Genomic DNA, 24455 nt, shown 5'->3' on the forward strand with positions numbered 1-24455 from the left:
GTATCTATTATTTTTTATTCGTTATATCCTGACCATGATAAATCCGGAAGCATTTCTTCTTTGATAATCTTCCTGATCTCTGAAAGACGTTCCAAAACGTGTTCAAGATTCTTCTGCTGGTAAAAATCGCCTTCCATCAATCTCACATAAAACATGTTCTCTGCGACACTAAGAAATTTAGAAGCAGCAATCATGTCTTTCTCTACTCCACAGCCTTCAAAGAAGCAATCGCCCATCCTCATATAGATATCTGCGCCAACCAAAGGAGCTGATTCGTCTGAAATCATATTTACACACTGCTGGTAGATTCTGAAGGCTTCCTTCTCGTCCTTTTCTACGTAATAGCCGTTCTTATAAAAATCTCCAATCTTATATAAAGACCTTAGATGTCCGTCCAATGCACCTTTTATGAAGTAATTGAAAGCCTTCTCGTAGTCCCTCTTGCCTATGCGGCCATAGTAATAGATGTATCCAAGGTTCTCCGTAGCTTGTCTGTCACCGCCCTTATCAGCAATGTGATAATAATGTGCAGCCTTCTCATAATCCTGTGTGCCGGCTCTTCCGGTATAGTATAAAGATCCCAGGTCACAAGCCGCTTCACTATCACCCTTTTCAACGCCTTTTTCATATATACTTGTCAGTAGCTCAGCAACAGCAGGATGTAAAGGCAACGCACCATCAGCGTCATGCAAAGTACTTGCGATATCCATTCCAGCTGCTAAGAAGTCTTCATAGAGTTCATCCGCAAAATCCAGCCAGTACTCTATTTTTTCAGCACTTTCGGGGTAATCCTCCGTTTTTGCCAATGCCTCGTGAACGGAAATAATAGCCTTATGCAGATCTTCAAAGTTTTCAATTCTCATAATTCGTTACCTCCAGATATCTCACTTCCTTATCGTGATTTATAGCATATTCTATTTCAGAACGCGTGCTGTCTCCGATATAGCCACCTACATTTATCACATATATTGCGTCCGCCATATCTATCTTGCGTTTGTGCATATCATCAAGCATCTCTTTGGTTCTGGTAAGAGTTCCCTCATCCATATTCTCCCAGACTTCCTGATCACCTGAATGCCCAAAAAGTCCTACGCTAATAACAATGTTGCCTTCCAGTGTAAGCCTCTTCTGCGCTTCCATAAACTCATCCTTGAAACGAGTACTTCCACAAAGCGTTATTACTGGATATCCAGCTTTTATTCTACGCAAATTCTCGATTAAATAAGGTATTCCTAAGCTCATCCAAAATGAACCTGTCACAATTCCAGATGACATTCCACCATGAGCAAGGCTTTCAACATATTCCTCAGCATCATAGGTCAGCGGTTTTCCTGTCATCTTTTCAAATACTTCACTGACCATCCCGGCAATTCCATATGCATCATTATCCAATGATTCTCCAATGCAGAGTTCTTGCATAGCATCCCACATATATGGATTACCACGCGCTCCCCATGTTTCCGGTTTTCTTTCAAAAATCAAAGATAAATCTTTAGCCATCACAACTCCCCTCAAAGTCCATGCTCTTATTAAGAAATCTAGTAAAGATATAAGAAGTTATCCTCAGGGTCTTCATCCTCTTCGTATATATCCATTTCTCCTCTTTTAAAGCACTCTCGATAATACTTCCAGTCCGCATCATCATTTGAAAGCAATTCTGCTTTTTCCCATGCTTCATTGATATATTTTTCTCTTTTTGCCAAAGCTTTTTCATCCTCATCAAAAGCAGGCAACCAACCACAGCTTAGATATTGTGCAGCCCTGTAATAATCCTTCTTTGTACCATATCCATCAAAATATATTTCTCCCAGCTTGTAATATAACTCTGATTCGTCGAAATCACTGTCTTGCTCCGGATATCCCCATACTCCCAATTTGAGGGCAGTTTTATACATCAAGAAGCATTTCCTAGGAGTAATACTATCATCAATGTTTTTTTGCATCTGAATATCTGCAATTCTCATTATAGGATATCCCCTGTCAGAGTTCCAGCCGGCATGTATTGCGGCATTTATGTATAACTCATACGCTTTTCGATAGTTATGTTCCTTTGAAGTATCAAAGAAAAGTGTTGTAGCATCTTCCAATGCATTTTCTACTTCCGGCACCAGGTATTTCAAGTATCCGGCGCACATATCGTCTCCACCACACAGCATACCGTCCATAAAAATACACTTTGCCTGAAGTTTGCTAGGCAACACTCCTATTCCATTCAAATAGCAATAACCATACTTCCAGAAATACGGAAGATATCCTGCCTTGTATACACGTCTAAGATATTTGTATGCTTTTCCTCTGTACTCATCAGATGATTCCCATCGTTCAAAATAATAATCAGCCATGATGATGCTTGCATCTAATATCCCATGCTCTGAACACGCGTCATAAATTCCTCGTAGTCGTGCCTGCTGCGTTTGGGGAACAGCCTTACTATACTGATGCGCCACAGAAAATGCTTCTTTATACTCTGCTTTACACAAGCATTCCTCGGCATAAGACAGATAGTTGTTAGTGTCCCAATAAGCAGCTTCATCAATATAATTAACTTCATTCACAAAATCCTGAAATGAATCCAAAGGAATATCTACTTCAGAGCTTTCTTCAATAAGCTTCTGAAACTCTTCCAGAGTCATATCATGAAATTGTGAGTCATCATAAATTTCTTTCATATCGAACCTTAACAAATATCCACGAGTAATCATTTATAATCTATAAGCAATTTCTCGACATTAACCTCATCCCACGCCTCATCGGCGTTATAGTATTCGCGCGCTATATCTTTATGTTTCTTGGCACTCTCATTGTCTCCTTCAAGCTCATAGATCTGGCCAAGCCTATACTGAGCACGCCAATAATATGAAGCATCAAAGTCACTTCCCATGCTAATAACATTTTTATATTGTTCTTCTGCACATTTTAAATTCTGATATCCATATAGCCCTCGGAAATAGATTTCTGCCAGCAAGTAGCAACCAACATCAGATTGAAGTGCTTGCCTATTCTCGTCATAACTTAATGCCTTCATAAACAGTCTATATGCTTTCTTGTAATTGACTGGCAACGTGTCGCCTAACATGTAGAGATGTGCAAGGAATTCATATCCAGCAGGACAACCATGTCCTATCGCAAGTTCATAGTATTCCTTTGCTTTTCTAATATCCTTTTCCACACCTCCAACACCATTTTTATAATTATCTGCCAAATAAATAAATGCGCGCTCATTGCCTCTAGCTGCCATTCTTTTATAATATCCATGCATAAGCGTCCAAAATTCATGATTAGACGAAGATAATTCATCAATAAAAGTTGAAGCTAACAAAAGTGTTTCTACAGCTGCGTCGTCGCCGTTCTCCGCTTCTTTCATAAGTTCAACAATATCAACATCCTGTCCCATCATTTCCATAAACATCACCCTTTAGCCTTTTAACTGCATCCCTACAATCTTCCTCATATTTCCCAGCGCCTGCCATATAAATCTCTAGTGCCTTTTCCTGATCTGCCTCGACCGTTATGCCATTCTCGTAATATCTTCCCAGATAATAAGCCGCCTTACTGCATCCTCCATGATAGGCCAGCTCAAAAAAGCCAAATGCCTTGGCATGGTTTTTCGAGACATACTCACCACTTTGATACATCATTCCCAATTCATACGCAGATAAAGCATCAACCTCTTCATTCAGACACCCTTCTAAATACCACTTATATGCCTCAGGTATATTCCTGCCTTTCTTATAAATATCCCCCAGTGCTCTGGAGGCCTTCATATATCCCTTTGAAAGTGCAATCTCATATGCTTTAACAGCATATTCAAAGCTTTTTGTAGCATTTATTCCATACTCATACTGCCATCCGGCAAAGAAATAGTCTTCAGCACTTACTCCAATCTCATCTGGGATATCTTCCTCAATTACCTTCCAAATCTGTACTTCCTTTGGAATATCCTTCATTACTCATCTCCATTAAAAATCCACAAGATAAATCCCAATATTAACCTGTCTAAAAGTGCCCTTGTGCTCTATTCTGCTTATTTGTGCCGTAAGCATCTTCCCTGCATCCATAAGCCTTGAAAATACAATGTTGTCTTTCTCAGGTACATATCCAAGCCTCTTCTTTTCCTTAGTCATAACGAGTATCGCATTTTCATCAAACCGGTTATTCTCTCGCTGTAGAACAAGCTTATCCCCTTCATTGATTTCATCTAGAACGCTGTCATCCTTAAGATGTGTGGTCCCAGCAACATAAGAATCAAAAAGAAATATCTCTTTTGTCAGAGGCTTGATCAAATCTCCTACACCCTTCTCAGAAACAAGGGCAACCATATTCTCTTTTCCAATAGTTAATTCATTCGCCATATAAATGTTGCACCTCCTTCTGCCAGAAGATTATTCAGAATCTCCGATAGTTCTTTTAGGTATTTCTCATACTCTAGGATCTCAAGTTTAAGCTCGCTCTTTTTCTCTGCTACTGCTAATTCATCGCGAAGCAATTTCTCGTATGTGTATGGCTCTGTTGTCAGAATCTCATTGATTTCCTGCTCAAGAAGATCAATCCTATCCTCTATATCAGGTATGTCTATCGTTATTGTTCCCTCACCAATTTCTCTAAGGAACCTATTTATCAGAACCTCCAGATCAGCAAGCTCGTCAGCATCAAGCATATGATATGCAACCACTGTTCTCTGCCATAGATCTATAAGTTCCTCATACTCCATCACCTCCGGATAGATATCCGGATGAATTCTCTTAGCTATTCTTCTATAAATCTTTCTGGCTCTCTCTGCCTTTGATGAAGAAGAAATCTTGGACTCTTTAGCAAACTTGCACTCGTTCATAAGTTTTTCAAGCTCAAGATTGTAAAGCTCCATATCTTCTTCTACAGCTTCATTAACAGCCTGCATGTCAATAAACTCTCCTCTGTTTATCGCCTGCTGACAGTATGCAATCGTCTTTTTCTTCTTGATACACTCAACCTTAAGATTGAAACTCTCCGTAATCAGATCTCCAAACTCTTTGAAATAGGAAATCCTTATGGAAGCTGCCTCGCGCTCCAACTGATCCCTTTTCAGGAGTAACTCCTCATAAATCTCATATGAATCATTTCGAATTCTGAACATCTCATCCATCACGCTACCTCAAACTTATATAAATCTTCATAAATCGCAGTTAACAGTTTCTCTTAAATTCGGGCCTTTTGCCTTCCTTAAGCAGATCCATTTCTACCTCCTTTGTGTGACTATATCGTATCAAAGTCGATGTGCATTTTTTTGCACACAAAAAGGAGCCGAAGCTCCTTTCTGAATCAGTAATATACAGTTCATCACGTAGTTAATCCCGGTATCTTTTAAGCATATCTTTCATGTCGGCAATCAGCTGGTTTCTCAAAGATTCCGGTTCCAAGATTTCAACCGATGGTCCGTACTGCAAAGCCCAATATCTCATAGCTTTTTCATTACAATTAACTCTTACAATCAACTTATCCTCTGTTTCTTCTACTATCTTTACATCTGTACCAAACCAATCAGTAATATCAGAGAACATCTCTGGAACTGTCTCCATCTTCACATTGACAGTCGGACCGCTAAACATATAAATATGCTCAGCCATGTGCTTAGGAAGATTAAGACCATGTTCAAGACCTTCTACTTGCTTCATCGGCTTGACCTTGGTATCCAACTCTCTCACATCAGTCATCTTCTGATGGCATGTATATTCATATAGAAATCCCTTTTCATAGCATTCCTTGAATTTTTTATGCGTGAGTGAATGCCTTATCAGCTTGACTTTTTTGGGATCCAAACCAGCCTTTTTCAGTACATCTGTAAACGTAAGCATAATTCTAACCTCCAAACGATAACATGAATGATCATTGAAGCGAAGGGTACGACTGTGCTCTTCATTGTTCATTTCAATACTTTTTCAAATGCCTTTCGAAGCAGTTCTCGTCTTTGATCCATAAACTCCGGGAAATCTGCAAACGTATACTCCATATCAGGAATATAATTTATCTTTCGGTATTGAATCTTGTCCTTTTCTGTAGGATATTCATCTTCATACCATTCTTCAAAGTCAGTATTCTGTTTCTCAATATTCGGCATAGCCTCTAGTAACTGTAAATTACTAATGTCATTTACATGATCAACATACCAATCCAGATCGTCTTCTGATACCTTTTTCTTAGCATCGATTTCTTCCCACTGTGCTGAAGCAATTGATAATAATAAATCTGAATAACTCAAAGGAGTACCGCCACTATTGACACGTATAAAAATGTTAAGGACCCTATCTAGTTCATCAGACTTCACTCTGTAATAACTAATTGATGGATTAACACATATTGCATTAAAAAGTAATGACAGCGCATCTGTAGCAAAATCCTCCTGATTATCAGTATACTGTACGCTTCCCCTATAAATATTCTGCGTTATGTATTTGTGAACACTAGAACTGCTCTCAAAATCCAGTACACGCCCAACTTCAAACCAATAATGATTCTCATCATTTACAGTCTCATCTTCAGCAAGGAATTCAAACTCAAATTTATTATCAGCACCTTCTAATGGCTGAATAATATTCAAGTATAGTTTTCTTTTTGGAAACGCTCCCTCGCTCTTCCACTGTTTATATGGCATTTTATATGCATATGTTCCGCAAAGGCCGATATACAAGGAAGTAAGTCGCTGTTGTCCATCAAGCACTGCCATCACATTATCATTTCCACGCAAATTCACTTTAGGATTATGTCTTGACGTTTTCTCGTGATAATTTTGTAAAAAACTATAGAAGTCATACTTTCTGTATTTATCACTCGACAACTCCCAAAACAAGAACCCACCTATAGGATATCCCTGCATAATACTATCAAACAAACGCTCTATCTGATCAGTATCCCAAACAAATTCTCGTTGAATAGCCGGAAGTACATATTTGTTTGATGAAATATTAGAAATCACTTCAGAAATAGTTAAAGGGGTTTCGTATGCCATTATTACATTCTCCTATCAACATCTATGCAATGATTATTTTTCGTAGCTTTTCTTTATATTCTCAGGAACATCAATTGAGTCAAAGTATTCCAACACTTTTCCTGTAATTGTCCTGGGCGATCTTATTGTTCCTTTAACTCCATGCTCAGCCAGTGCTTCAAATCCAAACAAGTCTGAATCGACGAATTCTGCTAGTATTGTAAGCTGCATGGTAGTTTCATATACCGGCTCATATTCATATTCAAGCTCATAATCCTGAATGCCAACAATAAATTGTCTGTCATCTATTTCCGTGTGAGGCAAATCAGCCTTCACAACCTTACACTTAAGCCTCACCTTCTGATCTGGAAGTCCAAAATAGATGTATACGATATCATCAACCTTAAATTTGCAATTGTACTGTTTCCAGTCCAATGTTTTCAACTTTTTGAATGCTCGCACCGTATCAAAACCTGCATTGGCAGAAACAATCCATTTGATAGGTCCCCTTATCTCCGTACTTCCCCTTGAAGCTCGTGCTCGAGTATGCTTTTCTCCCGCTTCGCTTGATCTAGGCCTGCTTGAAGTACGTTCAACGCATGCCACATTAAGAGTGTTCATCTTAAGAATATTTATGACCTTCTGTAATTCCTCAATATCAAACTGTACCTTGAAAGGTCTCTTCTCATCGTCAGTATCAAAATATGCTCTGTTAAAAACAGCACAAAGGCGATTCATATCTACTTCGTCTTCTGCACACAGTATTACTAGTCCATTTATACCATCAGATTCGCCCTCTAAATATCTTATTGCAGATTTACTCCCCAAAACAGCATAGGCCGCAGATATATCCAAGTCAGATTTATCTGTAACAAAACGAACTCCCGCCTCCTTCATTTGCTGTATAACTGCTTTAAAGTCGATCGCATTAGTCATATAATCATCCTCTTTTTCTTGCTCTGAAATTCATATTCCCACATATACTATATTATTACTAATGGCACATTTTTTGTTGTAATTACGGACATTTTATAATACTTTTAGAAAAATAATAACAAAGGCGATGTGCAAATTAATGCACACCGCCTACTAAATAATTCTTCTTTTTGATGCCCCTCAAGAAGTTTGATTAAATCAAGAACGCCATACTTATTTTACTAATTCACTCAACCCACCATAACATGTAACATAAGCACTTTTCCTTGCTCTTGTAAGAGCAACATAAAGCAGACATTTCTCTCCAGTTCTGAACTCTTCAAGAGAAATATCATCTTCGAAATCTGCCTTTGTTCCGAAAGGAAGCACCTTCTTATTTACTGCAACAGCAAATACATGATCAAACTCAAGTCCTTTCACTCTATGCATGGTTGCAATTCTTACACCTTCAAATGAGCGGTCATCTGTCTTATTTGCTTTGATTTCAAAAGACTTAATACCTGCTCTCTGAAGTCCTGCCACATAGTTATCTAGGAGCCTATGAGTTCTTGCTACAATGCATATATTCTTCTGCTCTACACCGTTTGCTTCTAATTCCTTGATCTTCTTTACAATAAAATCAAGTTCTTCTTCAGGTGTTGCAAACTCACTAATCTCTGGTTTATCTCCATGAGTAAGAGACTGACAACCCTTATCATTATCATAAGCTTCATCAAGATCATCAAAAGAAACACCATTCAAAAGTGCGAAAGCAAATTTGCGGATTTCTTCAGTAGTTCTGTAATTAATTCTCAAATAGCTGCTTCTACCGCGTACATTAATACCGCACTTTGAAAGAACAGCTTTATTTCTATAAATACGCTGATGAGAATCTCCTACAATAAATATGTCATTTTCATGCTCATCTCCAGCAAGAGCTCTGAGGAGCCTATATGCACTTGGACTAAGATCCTGTCCTTCGTCCACGATGACAGAATCATACTGTCCGGTCATATTCTTACTCTCAAGAATCTTCCTGCACTCATACATAGCAGTCTCAACGTCTCGCTGCTGTCTTTCATTCATGATGTTCTGGTACTCATCAAAAACATCCCACAACTGCATACGTACTTTTCTATCTAAGCGTACGCCACGACCAAGCCTTGGTGCTTTGCAATAGGAAACCTTATCATACACCTCCTGAGCTTGAACAACTTTAACCCATTCATCCTTATAGAAGCCATCAACAAAACTCAGCTCTCCGCCAGTTATTGCCAATGCATCTTTCCAAGCCTTATCTACTTCGTCATCATAAACAATCTGATATTCATAGCCCTGTCTACGCAGGAAGTTAGACACCCATGCATCGAGGTTTATGATATCTATTCTCTTCATTTCATCTGCTATGCAAATCTTTCTGAGATTATCCTTAATATCTTCTGCAAGGTTCTTTGTATATGTAGTGAAAAGGATCTTCTTTCCTGGTTCGAGAGTCTCAGCAAGCATCTTTGCTCTATGCATTGCAACAACAGTTTTTCCTGTTCCCGCTCCGCCCAGGACTCTTGCTGGTCCACTAAACTTCTTACCAACAACTTTTCTCTGTGTAGGATGCAAGAAAATACGCCACTTTTCCAAAGGCTCCTGCATGATAGCCTGAAGCTCTTCCTCACCATCTACAATAACAAAACTCTTTTTACTAGCGTCAGTCTGAAGGGCTGCTGCAAAGTCATTCTCCTTAACATCTACATGATCAGTCTCTGGATATAATGTTGAAAGCACTTCTTCTACAGTAAAGCCATTTCCTAACCACTCAAGTCCCTCAAATGCTTCCTCAGGAATTGCTCCTTTCATAGAATGCAATCCTTCAAGAGTTTTTATAGCTTTTACCATTGGAAGCTGCTCTTCAGGAAGTCCAATTCTTGCAAATACATCGTCAGAAATATCTCGGAACAGCGCTGGCTCATCTATTGCCTTTTGCTCTTCTATAACTTCTTTAACATCAAAAATCTGCACACTTCCAGTAAGCTTGTTGATTGAGCATTTTTTACGCTTTGCCCAGTCATAAGCCTCATCATGATGATCCACCCAAAGAAGAATATAGACATTGCTCTCTGGTTCACGTACAACTATTCCCCTATATGTATCATCAATCCTTACGGAACAGATATTTTTATCTATCCCTTCATTTATCTTCTCAAAATTGATTCCAGGATGTGTAGGATCATTTCTGAATTTATTAAAAAACTCGGTTACCTTTCCCTGTTTCTGCCTTGGTAAAGCTGCATATGCTGTTAAAAAGTCTGCAGATATTGCAACCGTTGCTTTATCACTCATTTACACTCCCTCCAAACACTGTAGTAGTTATCTTTTCACTGCTGAGCAGAACAGTCCACCCTTCCTTTTTGAATATCTCAGAATAATCTTCCTGATCAGGCAATAGCCAAGCTATCTTTCTGTCTTCCCACGCCATTTCAGCTTCAGCTATTGTTGCACCATTTGCTGTACTTGAAAGTTCATAACCCACCACACTTGGTGCAGGAATGCCATTCTTATACATTTCAGTAGCGCAGGTAATCGCAATATCATCGATAAACTCATCCATGATATCATTCCACTTATCATCAATTTTAATATCTGTGTCAGCAACTACTTCTGGTAAATCTTGCTCTGGAATTATACTTCCAAGAACTGTATAAATTGCTTTTTCAATTCCAAGCTTAGACAAGAATATAGCAGTGCTGTTAAACTGCATGACATTTGCAAAGTGCCAGAAACCATTCCAATCAGCTTCATATTTATCTGTCCTTGTTGAAGGATCATCATCTATGATTGCTATAATCTTAGCTGGTGCTCCCATCTTCATTCCAGTCATTTCAGGCAAAGATACCTCCGACATCATCTCGAGATTGCCCATATCCTGCCTAGGTCTCCATATACCATAAATAGCCTGTCCGAACTCATCAATTTCATCCATTGAATCCATGACATGTAATACTTTCTGCCACTTACTATGCCACTCGCCATAAACAACCTGATTACTCATAAGTTTCATGTCCATGATCGACATGGCAAAAGATCTGGCATGTACAGCAAAAAGATCTTCAGCATTTGAAAGCGACATATAATCAACTAATAACTCTAAGCTATTTTCCTTCTCAGGATTAATAGCCTCTGCATTAGCACTCTTTACAGCTGGTTTATACAACTTAGCTGAAGGCATCTTTACAGAATTAAGTGTCTCAGTTCTATAATCTCCCTGACTCTTAAAGACGTTATGAACATCCTTATAAGTTAAAGACCAAACCCTATATTTACCAGAAAGCATAATGGCCATTCTCTTTAATGTGTCATCTTCCACAATATCCTTATGGTAGTAAAAGCCATCAGTAAACACAGCTATTGGTTTCTGATTTCCGGTTACTCTCTTTGGTCTGATAACAAAGTCCGGACGTGATTTTACTGATATGCCCATGCCTTCATCAAAGTCCACCTGTGGCTCAATAGTCCACAAAGCTTCTCCAACCTGTAAGGAATAACCTTCTTTTTCATTAACAAGAGTTTTATGAACTCTAATAGGACGCTCAGCGGTACCAAGTTTCTCAAAAGCTCCTACAAACTCTCTCTCCAATTCGCTATCAAACAGGTGATTTGTATCAACCTGCGACAACTTCTTAATCTCTACTCTATTATCTTTTCCACTCAATATAGCTTTTAGCAGATCAATTGCGCGATCCCTGGAAATATCTCCAATATGCTGGCTCTGTCTGTAAGCATATAAGCACTTGTAACATCCGTCTTTCTGAGGATCATCATTACAATTGCAGTGCTCCATTGTCTCAAGAGCGCCTTCAAACACATCGATAATTCCATTTTTATCATTCATGAGCTGCTTTAGATATCCTGTTCCTCCAGGAACAGAATCATAAATAACCAAATACTGTTTACGATAATCTGCTTCTGGCACTGGTACTTCACTAACAGTGGCTCTTAAATGATCAACATTACCAAACTTTTTCTTCATTCCCAACATGAAAGCCGCAACAAAGGATTCTACCCTTACACTTGTAGCATCCATAGTAGTTGCCGGAATAAGAAGTCGTAATGCTTCTGTTTCAAATTCTCTATATAAAAACAGACATTCTTCAAATGGATCCGCAACTATAGTCTTATCCTTAGCCATTTTGCAGAATCTTGAATGCTTAGGCTGCGAACCCTGAACCTGAATCTTTCCGCAGTACTTACATATGGTGAATCCTTTTCTTACGCCCTCATGTCCTGCAACAAGGAGCTTATCACCTGTAATTGACTGTTCACCAAAGTTAATCTCTCGCATAGTAGCTTTCTGCAAGAATTCATAACCCCATTTGAAGTCCTTGTTATCCATCTCAAAAGCCTGAATAACATCTTTGTCCTCATCAACCTCAACAAGGAGCTCTTTATCATAGAACATAGTTGCTCTATCTTCACTTTCATCGCCAATCTGGCTTTCTTCCTCTTTCATATTGGAATAAACCATCTGGACTTTAAACATAGACCGAACCTGTCCTGCATCAGCCCATCCTGGGTTGCCACACTTAGGACATACATGCACTGGTGTGCTCGAATCCTCTATTGCTGCATGAGAACAATTTGGACATAATCTCCATGGTTCTGCTTTTGCTGTGTTAATGTCCACCTGATCAATTGTCAGCTTATGTCCTCCTGCATAGAAGCTATTTAAAGGTGCAAACTCACTGATTGCAGCAGAAGCAGACCTATTATATTCATAGGTTGTACTCTCATACTTATTCTTTTCTTTATCGTGCTCATCCTTTTCAACCCTTGTAAGGACAGCTTTGAGTACTATGCCCTCTTCAGGGAATGCATAGTTAGGTAAGAGGCCTGAGTCTGACAAGAAATTAAAAACGTTTTTTCTATTTATCTTCTCGACTACACTGCACCAAGCGGCTTTCTCAGCTCTAAGTTCTTTTATCTGCTCATCATAAGATGCATCTTTAGGCTTAGCCTCCAAATCCTTGATCATCTTTCCTAGTTCTTTGATACTCTTCTGAATTCCATTCCTCTGTTTCTTCAGATCATAGAACTCGTTGTATATCTTTATATGCATAGGACTGTTTGTTGTCCCATCGCCCATAGCAAAAGCCTTTATATCCTCTATAGATGCTTCGTCTAATCCGTCCCCACCGCCAGGATTTACAGAGAATGTCTGCACAAAAGTTCTGATAAGACGAGTCATATTGTTTTGTACATAATACAAGAAGTTATTAGGGAATCTCTCTGTTGATTTCTCGTCCAGTTTTGCCAGACATGCTCCAACATTTGGTGATATTTGAGCTTTCCCACTCTTTACCCAGCAATCCATGCAATAAGCAGTAAACTGTCTAGCCAATACGGCTGATGCCTTCAAGAATACCTTTGGTGGTTCTACAGCTCCCGCAATCATTTCCATTGGATCCTGATAGAAATAAAGATCATGCGGTCTTGCACTAGCTATAGCTACAGTTAGAGCATTACCATCTTTACGTCCACCTCGTCCTGCTCTTTGAGCATAGTTAGCCTGTGCCGGAGGTATTGAACTAAGTATTACTGTAGAAAGATCCCCGATATCAATACCCATCTCAAGAGTAGGAGTACATGAGAGCAAATTAGGCTCCCACGGCTTCTTGTCTTCTTTTGTTTTCTTAAACTTTCTTTCTAATTCTTCTCTATCATCACGCTGAAGTAAGCCTGTATGCTCTTTGGCAACTATACGAACAAGCTCTCCCTGACTATAAAGCTTTCCATAGAAGTCAAGCCCTTTGTCATTAGCAACATGCATATGACCAGAACATCCATGTCTTGTACAGCAGGCTCCTTCAAAAATTTCAGCATTATCTGAAGACATTGATATCTGTGATCCACATTCATCACAAACCATCTGCTTTACATCTTTAGTGACTGTACATTTTGAAGGATTGATAGACCAAACATCAATAGAATCTGGTGTTACAACCTTATCAAGAATCCCCGCCTTGGTAAGTTCTTCCAAAATAATCTTCATGATATCAATTGCATCAGATTCCAATGAAAACTCTGGAAGGTACTTATCGATCCACTTTGAATACCAAGATTTTGGATTAACGATGTCAAAATCCTTTGCTTTCTTTGAACCACGATTAACAGCAACAAACTTTGGCATATTTAATCCACGGTTCACGCCTGGAAGCCACTTCTTTCTGTCATTACTTAGATGGTAATAATTTGCACCAGACTCAATAAACTGTTCGAATACATAATAAGTAAAGGCACCGTTCGTCTTCATCTGATATAAGACACCAAGTACCATTTTATAGAATGTTTCTACATCTGCACTCTGAAGCCTACCAACCTCATTAGCAACTCGCTCCATGATTGAAGGAATAGCCTTCTCAAATTCTAATGACAAAACTGAACAGCCTGATTTTTCAAGTGTTCTTCCGATTCTCGATGATACTCCATACTCCATTAAAGTCTCATACTTAAATCTCTGTTCTACAAAACTAACAAGATTTTTAGCATCATCATCTTTTCGAAGTTGTCCTTCTGCACACATTCTTTCATAAGCTCTCATCCATGTGAGATTAGCCGGAATGAAATGAGATACAAAGTATTCTTCTCCCAGGAAATTCTTCCAATATGCAGCAACTCTTTGAATAAACTCATCAAAAGAGTATTCCTTCGAATCAATCTCTATAAACTGAGTTATAGCTGTTCTAAGGCCAAACTTCCATGTCCTAGAATTGTAAAATCCTGCATGATGAGCAGCATCCTGAACATTATCAGTAAATGCCAGCAGCTTCTTATCATCATTAAATCTAGATGCATAAAGTTCCGAAATACCAGCGCTGATGGCAGTCGCACTTCTTAAACCAATAATAGAAAGAGTCCCCTTACTATTACAGAATGGACACTTATAAGCTTTAGAATTTGCTTTACCTTCTGAAATAAGATCTGGCACCCATATCGGAATTGTCTCATGTCCATTAGAACAAAGTTTTCTATTGTCCTCATCAAACATGATTTCCATGCACGTAGGGCAAATACGCATCCTGTTGGATAGATTAAATGCTTCTTCGCCTTCTTTATGAGGAAACATTATCCTTACTTTAGGATCAGCACTGAAGAATGCATTATAGAATGCTCTAATATCACGTATTTCGACACTGCCGTTATCTTCAACAGAAGCCCATCCGGTCTGTCCACATTCCCTACAGTTTATTACAGGAAGATAATGTTTAGCTTGCTGTTCATTAAGATCTGTAGAGAGAGCATACTTAATATCTTTATCTGCTACTTCACCAACCAATCTTCTTAGTTCCCTCATCCAAACCTGAACCTGAACATTCAGAAATGGGCGAAGCTTTCCTGACGAAGTCTTTGTTCTTGCATGTGAAATCAAAGCATATAAAGCATCAATTGCAATGCATGCCAGCTCTTCCCCCAGCTCACTAAGCAGCGGGAATCTCTTTATCAAGTTTTCATATGCGTAAGAGTTTTGAATATATGATCCTTTTGCTTCCGCGATAATGCTCTGCGTGAAGTTATGATGCATGAGTAGCTTTCCGAGTTCCACCCTTGAATCATCGCTCATAACAGAAGAAATCTTTTTTGCATTATCAAGCCATATATCTACAGCTGTTCTAAGGTATTCCTCTTCATCTTCTCCTGAAGATAATTCCTTTATTCTTATAGCCTCTTCATGACTAGGTATTTTGTAATCTGTAACATCAGAATTTGCAAAGAACTCGTCAGATGAAAGCCTGTCTTCTGTTATTACAGCATCATCATCAAAGATCTCGCCAAATACATCTGACGCGTACTCTTTTATACTCTTTGCACTATCTTTTGCCCCCATAGTAGCAGATGTTCCGATGCAACAAATTTGTCCAGGTAGCACATTAAGACGTGCTTTTAACCTTCTTAAAAGACACGCCAAGTCTGTTCCCTGTGCTCCATCAAATGTATGTAATTCATCAACCGCAATATACTTAAGAGTATCCGGATTGTTATTTCTCCAAAGCTCTGCATCCTTTGGTCTTACCAACAGATAGTCAAGCATCTTATAGTTAGTCATAAGAATGTCCGGTGGAGCTGCCAAAAGAGTATCATGATCAGTAATTACTCTATCTGGAAGCATCATCTTTGCAGATGTCTTTTCCTGTCCGCCAACATACATACCAACACGGATGCCAGCAGTCTTAAGCTCATTACTTCCATCTACGAGCTCTGCTATACGCTTCGCCTGATCAGAAGCAAGCGCATTCATAGGATATATAATTAGCGCTTTAATTCCTTTTTCACCACGATGTCTATAACAATACTCAAGAATTGGATACAGAAAACACTCCGTCTTACCAGAGCCGGTACCCGTAGCAATTAGCGTTGAACGACCATCTTCTCCAGTCAGCCTTTCAAATGCTCTCTGCTGATGAACATAAGGGCTAAATGGCTGATGTATAGCTTCAAATAAGTTGTTCTCGCCTTCATATACACGGAAAGGAAGACGCACCGCAACATAAGGCTCATGAAATACCGCGTCCTTTGTGTTGAGCATATTCCTAATTGAACCTTTAAATATAGGATTTGTTATAGGAAATGAAGTATCAATATAATCTATCAGGCCTTCCTGATACTGCCTTGCAAGAATTGATGGTAACATTACATACTGCCCCTTACTTTATTATTGAAAAATCTTATTTATTGTGCCCCATATTTCACCATAATTATCTTCTCGGTTGCACACAAAAAATGGTGCATCATAAACAACTTCTCTGTCTTCCGCAATATCAGAAAAAGCCTCATTACTGTATTTGATACGATAGGAACCCTCATTTTTTTTAACATTCTCCTCAAAGGCTTTCCTAGAAAAACCTACTCCTGTCAGACTCCGATTATTTGTAAACGCAATCTTTCCGTGCGAATCGTACCAAGTATCAGCTTCATATGCTCTTAGAACCGGGAATTGTATCTTATAAACATCAATTAATTGATCCAATGACATATCTAATGCATATGCCACTAATGCATCTATTTCCAACAATGCCTCCCGTCGTTCATAATCCGTTCTTAATGAAGAGAGCCTTGAGAAATCACTTCTATAACTTATATGTGAGTCATCCAATAGATCATCTTTTCTTAACCATTGATCATTCTCATTGATATATTTTTTATTTTCATTCCACAAATTCTCATACCCAACTGTTAAGCACGACAGCTTAAGTACTCTGTTTATCAACATATTACAAATATCCTCATTAGCAATACTGGGCAGCTGTCGAATGGTGCTAAAATACAAGTCAGTCCTTCCTGTAGAACGTATATAGAAATCTGCTACTATTGACATCAACATCGCTGAATCAATCAACATCCTCTTGTCATCTTTATATGCCATGCCAACAACTGTATGAATATGTCCAATTTCAGGTTCAATTACAGCAGGTATCAAAGATCTTTCAGCAGACATTCCCATCATACGACGCATAAACACTCTATAATGATTTGTATAACAATCCGTATCTATCATTGGAATTCTTCTTTTATACTCTTCTTTACTACAGCAAGGGATATAATTATTTCTCTGAATAAAGTTTAAATCTATTGCTTCCAAATCTATATTGTCATAATCACTATTGATTTCGCATTTTTTCCGGCTAGACTTAAACCTTGGGTTTCCTAATCCAAAGTGTGGTCCCGAAAAAATGTTATCTATCCCTTTGTGAAAACCCACAGCACGTTTTATTGTACCGTCATTCTGTGCACCTGTTTCATTCCACATTTGAGTGAAAAATATATTTTTTTCATAATCATAAATTTTGTGCTTATACGAATATAACTTTTCTAGCACGGAAAGTAAGGGTTGAATCTGTATGGACGGCAGTCTGGCACCCAGTGCATCATCAACACCATCAAACAATTCTGAAAATAATTGTAATTCAGACTCAGTTACATGAACGATTCTTTCATAAGCACCTAAAGTATTCCATTCGCCTGAATCATTTTTTATACCTAGAAAAGCTCCGATATTACTATTGTTATAACATTCTTCTATAGTAGATGTGGTCAACAAATTAGAAATAGAATCAAATGCCACCTTTCCGTGTTCACCGTAAATATTTATGGAAAAAATGGTATGGTGATCTACTTCTGAAAATAATTTCAGTTCGTTGCTGAATTGAAAGTGATATTTTAACCTTCTATATACTTCCTTCCTAAATATGGCCCCATTAGGATCTTTATAAACACCTTCTGGATGAACATATGCTGATACAGCCTTATGTCCTTGAATCATCCATGCTACTGGAATAAAACATTTAAATAGATTTGTTTGTTGTCCCTTAAGAAGAATATAGTTCTGAGTACTATTCAAAAAGTTTTGCTCCCCCGTTATCGACAAATACTCATTAAAATATATTTTTCTTACTATTGGTACTTCTAATTGTTTCATACGATTTGATGCAGTTTCAGTAGCTGACATCTTTTTTACAGCAAATAAAGGTTGCATATCAGCCAACACATCTTGCTCTTTCCATTCAAGTTTTAGCCATGGTGGATTTCCTATAACTAAATCAAATCCTCCATTTTTCTCAAACACATCTGCAAATTCTAACTCCCAATGCTGAAACTTTTGTTTTTCAGAAATCTGATTTGCTAAGGCAAGTCGTTCACTTCTTTCTCTCAAGTCATCAAGACATACTTCCCCTAAATCGCTATACTGAGACCGGAATTGAAGAGCAAGCTGATCACCTTCAGTAACATATGATACATTGTCCTTATCATCAAAATGAAAGCTCATTTGTCCAGTTGAACTAACATCCACTGCACGTATATTGCCTTCAAGAATCAAAGACATGTCAAAAAAGAACTCCTGCCTTGATGGAAGCAATTCCGCCTTATCTATTGGCCAAAACCAAAGAGCACACCAATAATCCATAGCTGCTTTTAAGCGTGCATATGGTCCTGCATTCTGAGCTTGTTCTGTTTTATAATAAGTCTTATAAATGCCATCCTTTTCCCTTATTGTTGTATGAGAGCTCTCTTTTGTTTCTTCATGTCCATATACACTCAAAGGTTCATACGTTGCTTCTTCGACCTCCTTTCTCATTTTCACAGTATCTTTCCATAATTTATCTATACTTTCTGACAACCTAAGCGCTGTCTTTATATCCTCATCATCAAATTTTGATGTAAAAGATTTATTCCATTCTTTGAGCTTTTTTATATTCTCCGGTTCAAGGCTCTTTATAACCTTATCTGTGTAGTTAGCCATACCTGGATCACCAAGCAGGAAATGATATACTTCTTTTGTATGCTCATGTTGACCTTTCTTAGTGCGTTCTTCTCCAGGCATTACTCTTCTCGGTGCCTTTTCGTACCACTTTCCAGACTCAAGAAGTGCCTGAGAATAAACCTGCTTTCTTGCTCCAATAAGAGAATTACCATTTACAAGCTGGGTACCAAACCACGGAACATATGCTCCTTTGTATATGGTATTTAACCAAAGAGAAACCTCCGCTAATTCCACAGCTACAGGATTTAAATCGCAACCATACACATTTCTATCTGCTATATACATTTTTACTTTCTGAAGCTCTTCAAAACGTTTATCAAAAGCAATCGTTTCGCCAAGTTCTTCCTGCTTCTTTGAAAGATATGCTTCCGCAAGCTGGTTAATTGCCTCATTCAAGAATGCTGCGCTTCCCATCGCAGGCTCGCAAACGGTAAGATTTAGTATTTCATCTGCGGTCTTATCTTTCAGTAACTCCTTAAGCGCATATTTCACTAGGCACTTGGTAAGCACCTCAGGAGTATAGTATGATGCTGACTTCTCACGTTCTCTTCCAGCAAGTCGATAAATAAAGGTCCCTTTCTCATACATACGAAGCTGACCTTTTTTATCTCCTGACTCATAACGAACACGCTCGGTCTTTTCATCATAGTTCTCTAATTCGTTCTCTTTTACAAAATATCCGACATCCAGCTCATTGAATTTATCTCCAGCTCGCTTTACTTCATATAAATCTTCCTCAGCTATAAACCCCCTATAACTAAGAAGTGCCTCGTATACAGCACCCATCTGGTTGATTCCCAGCGCAGAGTAAGATATTCTTCCTTTCCTCTCTTTTGAGTTACCAGGACGTGATATGCTCATAAGATCTACAATCTGGAGCATAGCACTATTACGAAGACGAGCTTTAGTAATAAGCTTTGTATATTCCGGGTCAAAAATATGAGCCTTAAGTGCCTCGATTGTAAAAGCATCGTGCATAGAATTCTTTTCGATTTCTATAGCTTTTTTATAGTCTTCCAGATTCTCTGGATAGCCATAATATGTCATATGAAAGAGCTTCTTCAAAGTATCATCAATGTAATACCCTTCAGATAATGCCTCGCAATCTTCCTTGACCATATCGCATACATCACGGAGGCCTTCCAAAGAATATCCCTGCACATAGGTTTGCGATTTCATTGGAGCATAACCAAGTTCAGGTCTTGCTTCGATAAAAAGCATGAATAGGAAGCGATACATGTATCGTAAGCATTCAAGAGTAAGCTCCGCAGCATCTACAGGATTTTCATCCAAATTGATGCCCTGTCTTGTTTTCATGTCATAGATCACTTCATTGCCCAGTATCTCAATACTTTCCCTTAGGGCATACTTAAGAGCATCAGATACTCCAGCACTGTGCTTATGAGAATTCTCATCAAGACTATCTAGCACTATAGAGCCATCTGCTGGGCAAAGACTTTCTTTATGAAGAAGTACAGTCATTGCCATAAATGTGGAATCTTCATGACGGCTATAGATATCCTCCATCATAAACTGAAGGTATCTCTTTTCATTCCACTTATTTCTATCAATCAACGCAATCTGATTTATGCCAATGAGCATGATGAATCGAGGAGCTTCCTCTCCTGCAAAAAAGAGCTTAGCCAAAACATCATCGTTGATTATCTCCAGCGACTTCCCGTTTTCTTCCTCATCATCACTCTTCTCAAAGATCTTGCCCTGAAGAATATCATCGTCACGTTCTTCTGCAACAGTCAAAAAAGCCCATAACAATGGCGCTCCATTTGTCTTAGTTTCCTCATGAAATATCGGAACAGATAAACCATCCTCTACTTCTTCGGTTACACTATTAATCGTTTCATAGCCAAATGCGTTCAAGTATAGTTCAGCAAGCTCCTGTATCATTGGCTTACTAACCTCTTCATTCTTTGAACGAAGATATCTGTCTCGAATGTTATAATACTGTGTCCTTACATCACGAAGTTTTTTCCAAGGAAGTTGTATTTCTTCTGTCTTCTCTCTTTCCTTCCATTTTTTTATAGTATCCTCAGCATTATCCTGGAATATTGATGTGAAGTAATGATTGGTGTAATATTCATTTTTATTTTCAATTCCTGTTAGAATCATTTCCATTTAGTTCACCCCTGTCACTACAGCAATTATTCTTATATAAGGATTCTCTTCAATCTCTAATGTATCTTTTTCCCAATCCATGAAGTTTTCAAAGATATTGTCAATCTCACGTTCCTTCTCGGATTTCTTACGTTCAAAACCCTTTACTCCCAAATCTGCGAATGATAACTGAGCTTCCTTATGCCTGGCCTTCAGCTGCTCAAGGCGCTCCATTTCTTCATAAACATATGGATCCGTCTTTTCTTTGTATTCAGCACACTTATCCGCCATTAATTTCTGGGCGTGCGCTATAACATCACTTAGTAAAGCTTGTCCTTTTTCTATTTGCTGTTCAGAAACTTTTTGAGTATTTGAAGCCTTAACATTCATATGAGTTTTTTGAAGCACTTCACTCATTGATAATATCCGGCTAAACTGTCCGCTTTTATACGAAACTCCAAACCACTCATCAACTACTGTCGTTGATTTTCTATTAGGAATAAGTCCAGCAACCAGAAAAATCATTTCATCAGTCGCGAGACTATTGGATAATCCCAACACTGGCACCTCGCTTCGTTTATAAAACACTCCTGCTTTATCCTCAATCCAATTAAATATTGGATGAAGTTTCCAAAGGTACTGCGTTGCTGGCCATGTAGTCTCAGCAAGATCATTCTGCATGCATCTTTTCATGTCTTCCAAACAATAATCCCTATCCGGAGACAACCTCAAATAATCATCTGATGGCATAGCCTCAGGTGGCATGAGTTTTCTGATTTTCTTTTTTACATTATCTGTTAGCTTTATCTCAACTCCCTGCGTACCAGTGAGATCCGCATACTTTATTTCTTCTGTATCTGTAAAGATATCAAGAGCATTTTTAACATAATCTAAATCAGAAAAAAGAGTCTCCTCATCACTAAATTCAACATTAACTTCCTTGTCTTCTCCCAGTCCCATCAGAAGTTCTAATGGATCAAATTCTTCTGCATCAGAAGTAAGGAGCTTTTCAAATGCATCAGCTCCTTCTCCACTTTCTATTGCCTTAGCTGTTTCTTCTTCCTCTTCCTCCTGATTGAACTTTCCGAACAACATTGCAGGGTCTCCGATATTCTTCAATGCCTGTTCTTCTTTCTGAACAAGTATTTCCATAATACGTGCATCACCCTTTATCTTAGGATTAGTACTATCTATAAGCATGTATCTAATATCAGGCTGTTCATGCTGACCATATCTATCGATACGTCCATTTCTCTGTTGGAATACCATGAGAGACCATGGAATATCAAAATGGATAAGCCTATGAGATAAGTAATGAAGGTTGATACCTTCTGAAGCAACATCTGATGCCACAATTACTCTAAGTGGAGACTCTGATCTACCAAACTCATCTACAATTCCCTGAAGATCTTTATCACTCATTCCACCATGCATCACTTTAAGTTGATTATCCTTAAGTCCTAGATCCCTTTTAAGGTTTTCTTCGAGATAACGCATTGTTTCTATGCGCTCAGTAAAAATCACCAACCTATCATCATGCTTATTTGGTTTCCAACCATATTCTTCACTTTTTAACACGCTCAATAACTGCGTATATCTAGAAAAATCTGCAGGAGTAATAAGCTCTAAAGCATCTTTTAGTTCTTTTAGAGCCGCTATATCAGGCATTTCGCCATCTAAAAATCTCTTCTCTAATTTCTTTATTCTTGCTTCAAGGCTCTTAATACACGCAGCAGGCGATGAGAACAACGACTTTTCCAAACTTGTCTTAAATAGAATCCCCTTTCCCCTTGCTTTTGATTCATCCATCTCAAGCTTCATATTTGCAAAGATTTCATAAGCAGCTTCTTCGCGTGCTGAGGCATGACATTTTTCGATCTTTATGACACGTTCTTTAAATGCACCAGATACTTGATCCTGAATATCTTTCTTAAAACGTCTGATCAAAAGCCCCTGAATATCATCTCTAGTATAGTTTTCTTCATCAGCGATAGCAGTTGGATCTAGCATATTCATAAGTGATGCCACAGACTGTCCCTTGCCATCATGAGGGGTAGCTGTGAGCATGATCAATGTATCTGATCTATTAGCAAGAAGCGCTGCCAATTTGCTTCTCTGGGAACTTCTATCTCCTCTCTTAGCAACATTGTGCGCTTCATCAATTACAATGATGTCCCACCATGCATTTTCGAGATGCGTGCGATAATCAAGGTCATTCTTTAATGTATCTACAGAAATAATTGTTTTGTCATAATAGAAAAATGGATTATAGTTTGTTGGTAGCTTCGCCCTAACACTCTGAATTCGTGCAGAATCAAGGCGCACCAATGGAATGGTGAATCTGTTCCACATTTCTTTCTGGAACTGAGTCATCATACTCTTTACAGTAACTACAAGAATTCTCTTACCCTTGCCACGAGCTATAAGCTCTGACATAAGTATTCCTGCCTCAAGAGTTTTACCAAGGCCTACCGTATCAGCTATTAGAATTCTCTGACGAGTCTTATTAAGTGCCATCTGCGCCGGTTCAAGCTGGTAAGACATAAGATCCATAGCTGCTTTATTACCAATATGAATCTTATTGTCTGTAGGAATCTTACTTCTCCACTGACTCTCGATATAAACCTTAGACTTTCTGAAGAACGCAGAATCATCTGGCACAAGTGTAACTTTAGCCGGGTCAACAATCTCTATATCATCTTCAACATCCACCAGGAACATTGACTCATAATCTTTTACAAGCTGAGAAAGACCTATAACATGCAAGGTCTGATTTCCTAAACTGTTCCTCTCAACTTTTTTAACCATCCACTCTTCGCCGCGAACTATAATTCGCATTCCAGGAGCATATTTAATCTCATTTTCTACCATGAAGGTATCCTCACTATTTTCAAAGAATATTCTTTTACAACTATTATTCTAGCCAATCATGTGTCCTAAAAATCGGACTTCATATCAAAAAATAATCTCAGCTATATCATTTAGTTGACATTTAAACTCTTTGCAGATTCTCTCCAATACTTCCATCTGCACATTTTCACCCTTCTCAAGTTTGGTAATTGTCGCATAGCTTAAGCCAGTCTTTTTGATCAGATCTTTACGTTTCATATCCTTATCGATCATCAGTTTAAAAAGCTTCTTATAAGATACTGCCATAAATTG

The 24455-nt window shown here is 38.4% G+C and carries 15 protein-coding genes; all 15 read right to left on the bottom strand.

What is annotated here, in order from left to right; translation table 11 throughout:
* Positions 1-14 precede the first annotated feature (14 nt).
* Complete coding sequence (locus D6856_RS02465; RefSeq protein WP_120685576.1) at positions 15-863, bottom strand: tetratricopeptide repeat protein; 849 nt, start codon at positions 861-863, stop codon at positions 15-17.
* The gene (locus D6856_RS15290) at positions 853-1500 is read right to left on the bottom strand and encodes a hypothetical protein (protein ID WP_243113999.1); all 648 of its coding nucleotides are present in this window, start codon (positions 1498-1500) and stop codon (positions 853-855) included. Before D6856_RS15290 ends, D6856_RS02465 begins: the two co-directional genes overlap by 11 nt.
* Before the next feature lie 38 nt (positions 1501-1538).
* Positions 1539-2669, bottom strand: a complete 1131-nt coding sequence (locus tag D6856_RS02475; RefSeq protein ID WP_147367791.1) for a sel1 repeat family protein — start codon at positions 2667-2669, stop codon at positions 1539-1541.
* A 29-nt stretch (positions 2670-2698) separates the two neighbouring features.
* Positions 2699-3403, bottom strand: coding sequence for a tetratricopeptide repeat protein (locus D6856_RS02480; protein WP_158588797.1), 705 nt, complete (start codon positions 3401-3403; stop codon positions 2699-2701).
* Complete coding sequence (locus D6856_RS02485) at positions 3378-3947, bottom strand: tetratricopeptide repeat protein (protein ID WP_120685579.1); 570 nt, start codon at positions 3945-3947, stop codon at positions 3378-3380. The genes D6856_RS02480 and D6856_RS02485 overlap by 26 nt, the downstream gene beginning before the upstream one ends.
* Positions 3948-3959: 12 nt before the next feature.
* Positions 3960-4352, bottom strand: coding sequence for an HIRAN domain-containing protein (locus tag D6856_RS02490; protein ID WP_120685580.1), 393 nt, complete (start codon positions 4350-4352; stop codon positions 3960-3962).
* Entirely contained in the window at positions 4337-5122 is a 786-nt protein-coding gene (locus D6856_RS02495) for a hypothetical protein (RefSeq protein WP_120685581.1), read from the bottom strand. Before D6856_RS02495 ends, D6856_RS02490 begins: the two co-directional genes overlap by 16 nt.
* 202 nt (positions 5123-5324) lie before the next feature.
* Positions 5325-5831: a WYL domain-containing protein gene (locus D6856_RS02500; RefSeq protein ID WP_120685582.1), complete on the bottom strand. Its 507-nt coding sequence runs from the start codon at positions 5829-5831 to the stop codon at positions 5325-5327.
* A gap of 68 nt (positions 5832-5899) precedes the next feature.
* Positions 5900-6982 carry a DUF262 domain-containing protein gene (locus D6856_RS02505; RefSeq protein WP_120685583.1) on the bottom strand — a complete coding sequence of 361 codons (1083 nt, stop codon included), beginning with the start codon at positions 6980-6982 and terminating at the stop codon, positions 5900-5902.
* A gap of 33 nt (positions 6983-7015) precedes the next feature.
* Complete coding sequence (locus D6856_RS02510) at positions 7016-7897, bottom strand: hypothetical protein (protein ID WP_120685584.1); 882 nt, start codon at positions 7895-7897, stop codon at positions 7016-7018.
* 213 nt (positions 7898-8110) lie between these two features.
* Positions 8111-10210 carry a UvrD-helicase domain-containing protein gene (locus D6856_RS02515; protein ID WP_120685585.1) on the bottom strand — a complete coding sequence of 700 codons (2100 nt, stop codon included), beginning with the start codon at positions 10208-10210 and terminating at the stop codon, positions 8111-8113.
* Complete coding sequence (locus tag D6856_RS02520) at positions 10203-16553, bottom strand: DEAD/DEAH box helicase (protein WP_120685586.1); 6351 nt, start codon at positions 16551-16553, stop codon at positions 10203-10205. The genes D6856_RS02515 and D6856_RS02520 overlap by 8 nt, the downstream gene beginning before the upstream one ends.
* A 21-nt stretch (positions 16554-16574) precedes the next feature.
* Positions 16575-21314: an Eco57I restriction-modification methylase domain-containing protein gene (locus tag D6856_RS02525; protein WP_243114001.1), complete on the bottom strand. Its 4740-nt coding sequence runs from the start codon at positions 21312-21314 to the stop codon at positions 16575-16577.
* Positions 21315-24164 carry a DEAD/DEAH box helicase gene (locus tag D6856_RS02530; RefSeq protein WP_120685587.1) on the bottom strand — a complete coding sequence of 950 codons (2850 nt, stop codon included), beginning with the start codon at positions 24162-24164 and terminating at the stop codon, positions 21315-21317.
* Positions 24165-24248: 84 nt separating this feature from the next.
* A complete protein-coding gene (locus D6856_RS02535) occupies positions 24249-24449 on the bottom strand; it encodes a helix-turn-helix domain-containing protein (RefSeq protein ID WP_120685588.1) in 201 nt (66 codons plus the stop codon).
* Positions 24450-24455 lie beyond the last annotated feature (6 nt).

Origin of the sequence: Butyrivibrio sp. XB500-5, assembly GCF_003625505.1 — a bacterium.
Classification (GTDB): domain Bacteria; phylum Bacillota; class Clostridia; order Lachnospirales; family Lachnospiraceae; genus Butyrivibrio.

Bases quoted from the DNA above. Each gene is read 5' to 3' on its own strand.
- D6856_RS02465 (WP_120685576.1), bottom strand. From the start codon at position 863: ATGAGAATTGAAAACTTTGAAGATCTGCATAAGGCTATTATTTCCGTT.
- D6856_RS15290 (WP_243113999.1), bottom strand. From the start codon at position 1,500: ATGGCTAAAGATTTATCTTTGATTTTTGAAAGAAAACCGGAAACATGG.
- D6856_RS02475 (WP_147367791.1), bottom strand. From the start codon at position 2,669: ATGAAAGAAATTTATGATGACTCACAATTTCATGATATGACTCTGGAA.
- D6856_RS02480 (WP_158588797.1), bottom strand. From the start codon at position 3,403: ATGGAAATGATGGGACAGGATGTTGATATTGTTGAACTTATGAAAGAA.
- D6856_RS02485 (WP_120685579.1), bottom strand. From the start codon at position 3,947: ATGAAGGATATTCCAAAGGAAGTACAGATTTGGAAGGTAATTGAGGAA.
- D6856_RS02490 (WP_120685580.1), bottom strand. From the start codon at position 4,352: ATGGCGAATGAATTAACTATTGGAAAAGAGAATATGGTTGCCCTTGTT.
- D6856_RS02495 (WP_120685581.1), bottom strand. From the start codon at position 5,122: ATGGATGAGATGTTCAGAATTCGAAATGATTCATATGAGATTTATGAG.
- D6856_RS02500 (WP_120685582.1), bottom strand. From the start codon at position 5,831: ATGCTTACGTTTACAGATGTACTGAAAAAGGCTGGTTTGGATCCCAAA.
- D6856_RS02505 (WP_120685583.1), bottom strand. From the start codon at position 6,982: ATGGCATACGAAACCCCTTTAACTATTTCTGAAGTGATTTCTAATATT.
- D6856_RS02510 (WP_120685584.1), bottom strand. From the start codon at position 7,897: ATGACTAATGCGATCGACTTTAAAGCAGTTATACAGCAAATGAAGGAG.
- D6856_RS02515 (WP_120685585.1), bottom strand. From the start codon at position 10,210: ATGAGTGATAAAGCAACGGTTGCAATATCTGCAGACTTTTTAACAGCA.
- D6856_RS02520 (WP_120685586.1), bottom strand. From the start codon at position 16,553: ATGTTACCATCAATTCTTGCAAGGCAGTATCAGGAAGGCCTGATAGAT.
- D6856_RS02525 (WP_243114001.1), bottom strand. From the start codon at position 21,314: ATGGAAATGATTCTAACAGGAATTGAAAATAAAAATGAATATTACACC.
- D6856_RS02530 (WP_120685587.1), bottom strand. From the start codon at position 24,164: ATGGTAGAAAATGAGATTAAATATGCTCCTGGAATGCGAATTATAGTT.
- D6856_RS02535 (WP_120685588.1), bottom strand. From the start codon at position 24,449: ATGGCAGTATCTTATAAGAAGCTTTTTAAACTGATGATCGATAAGGAT.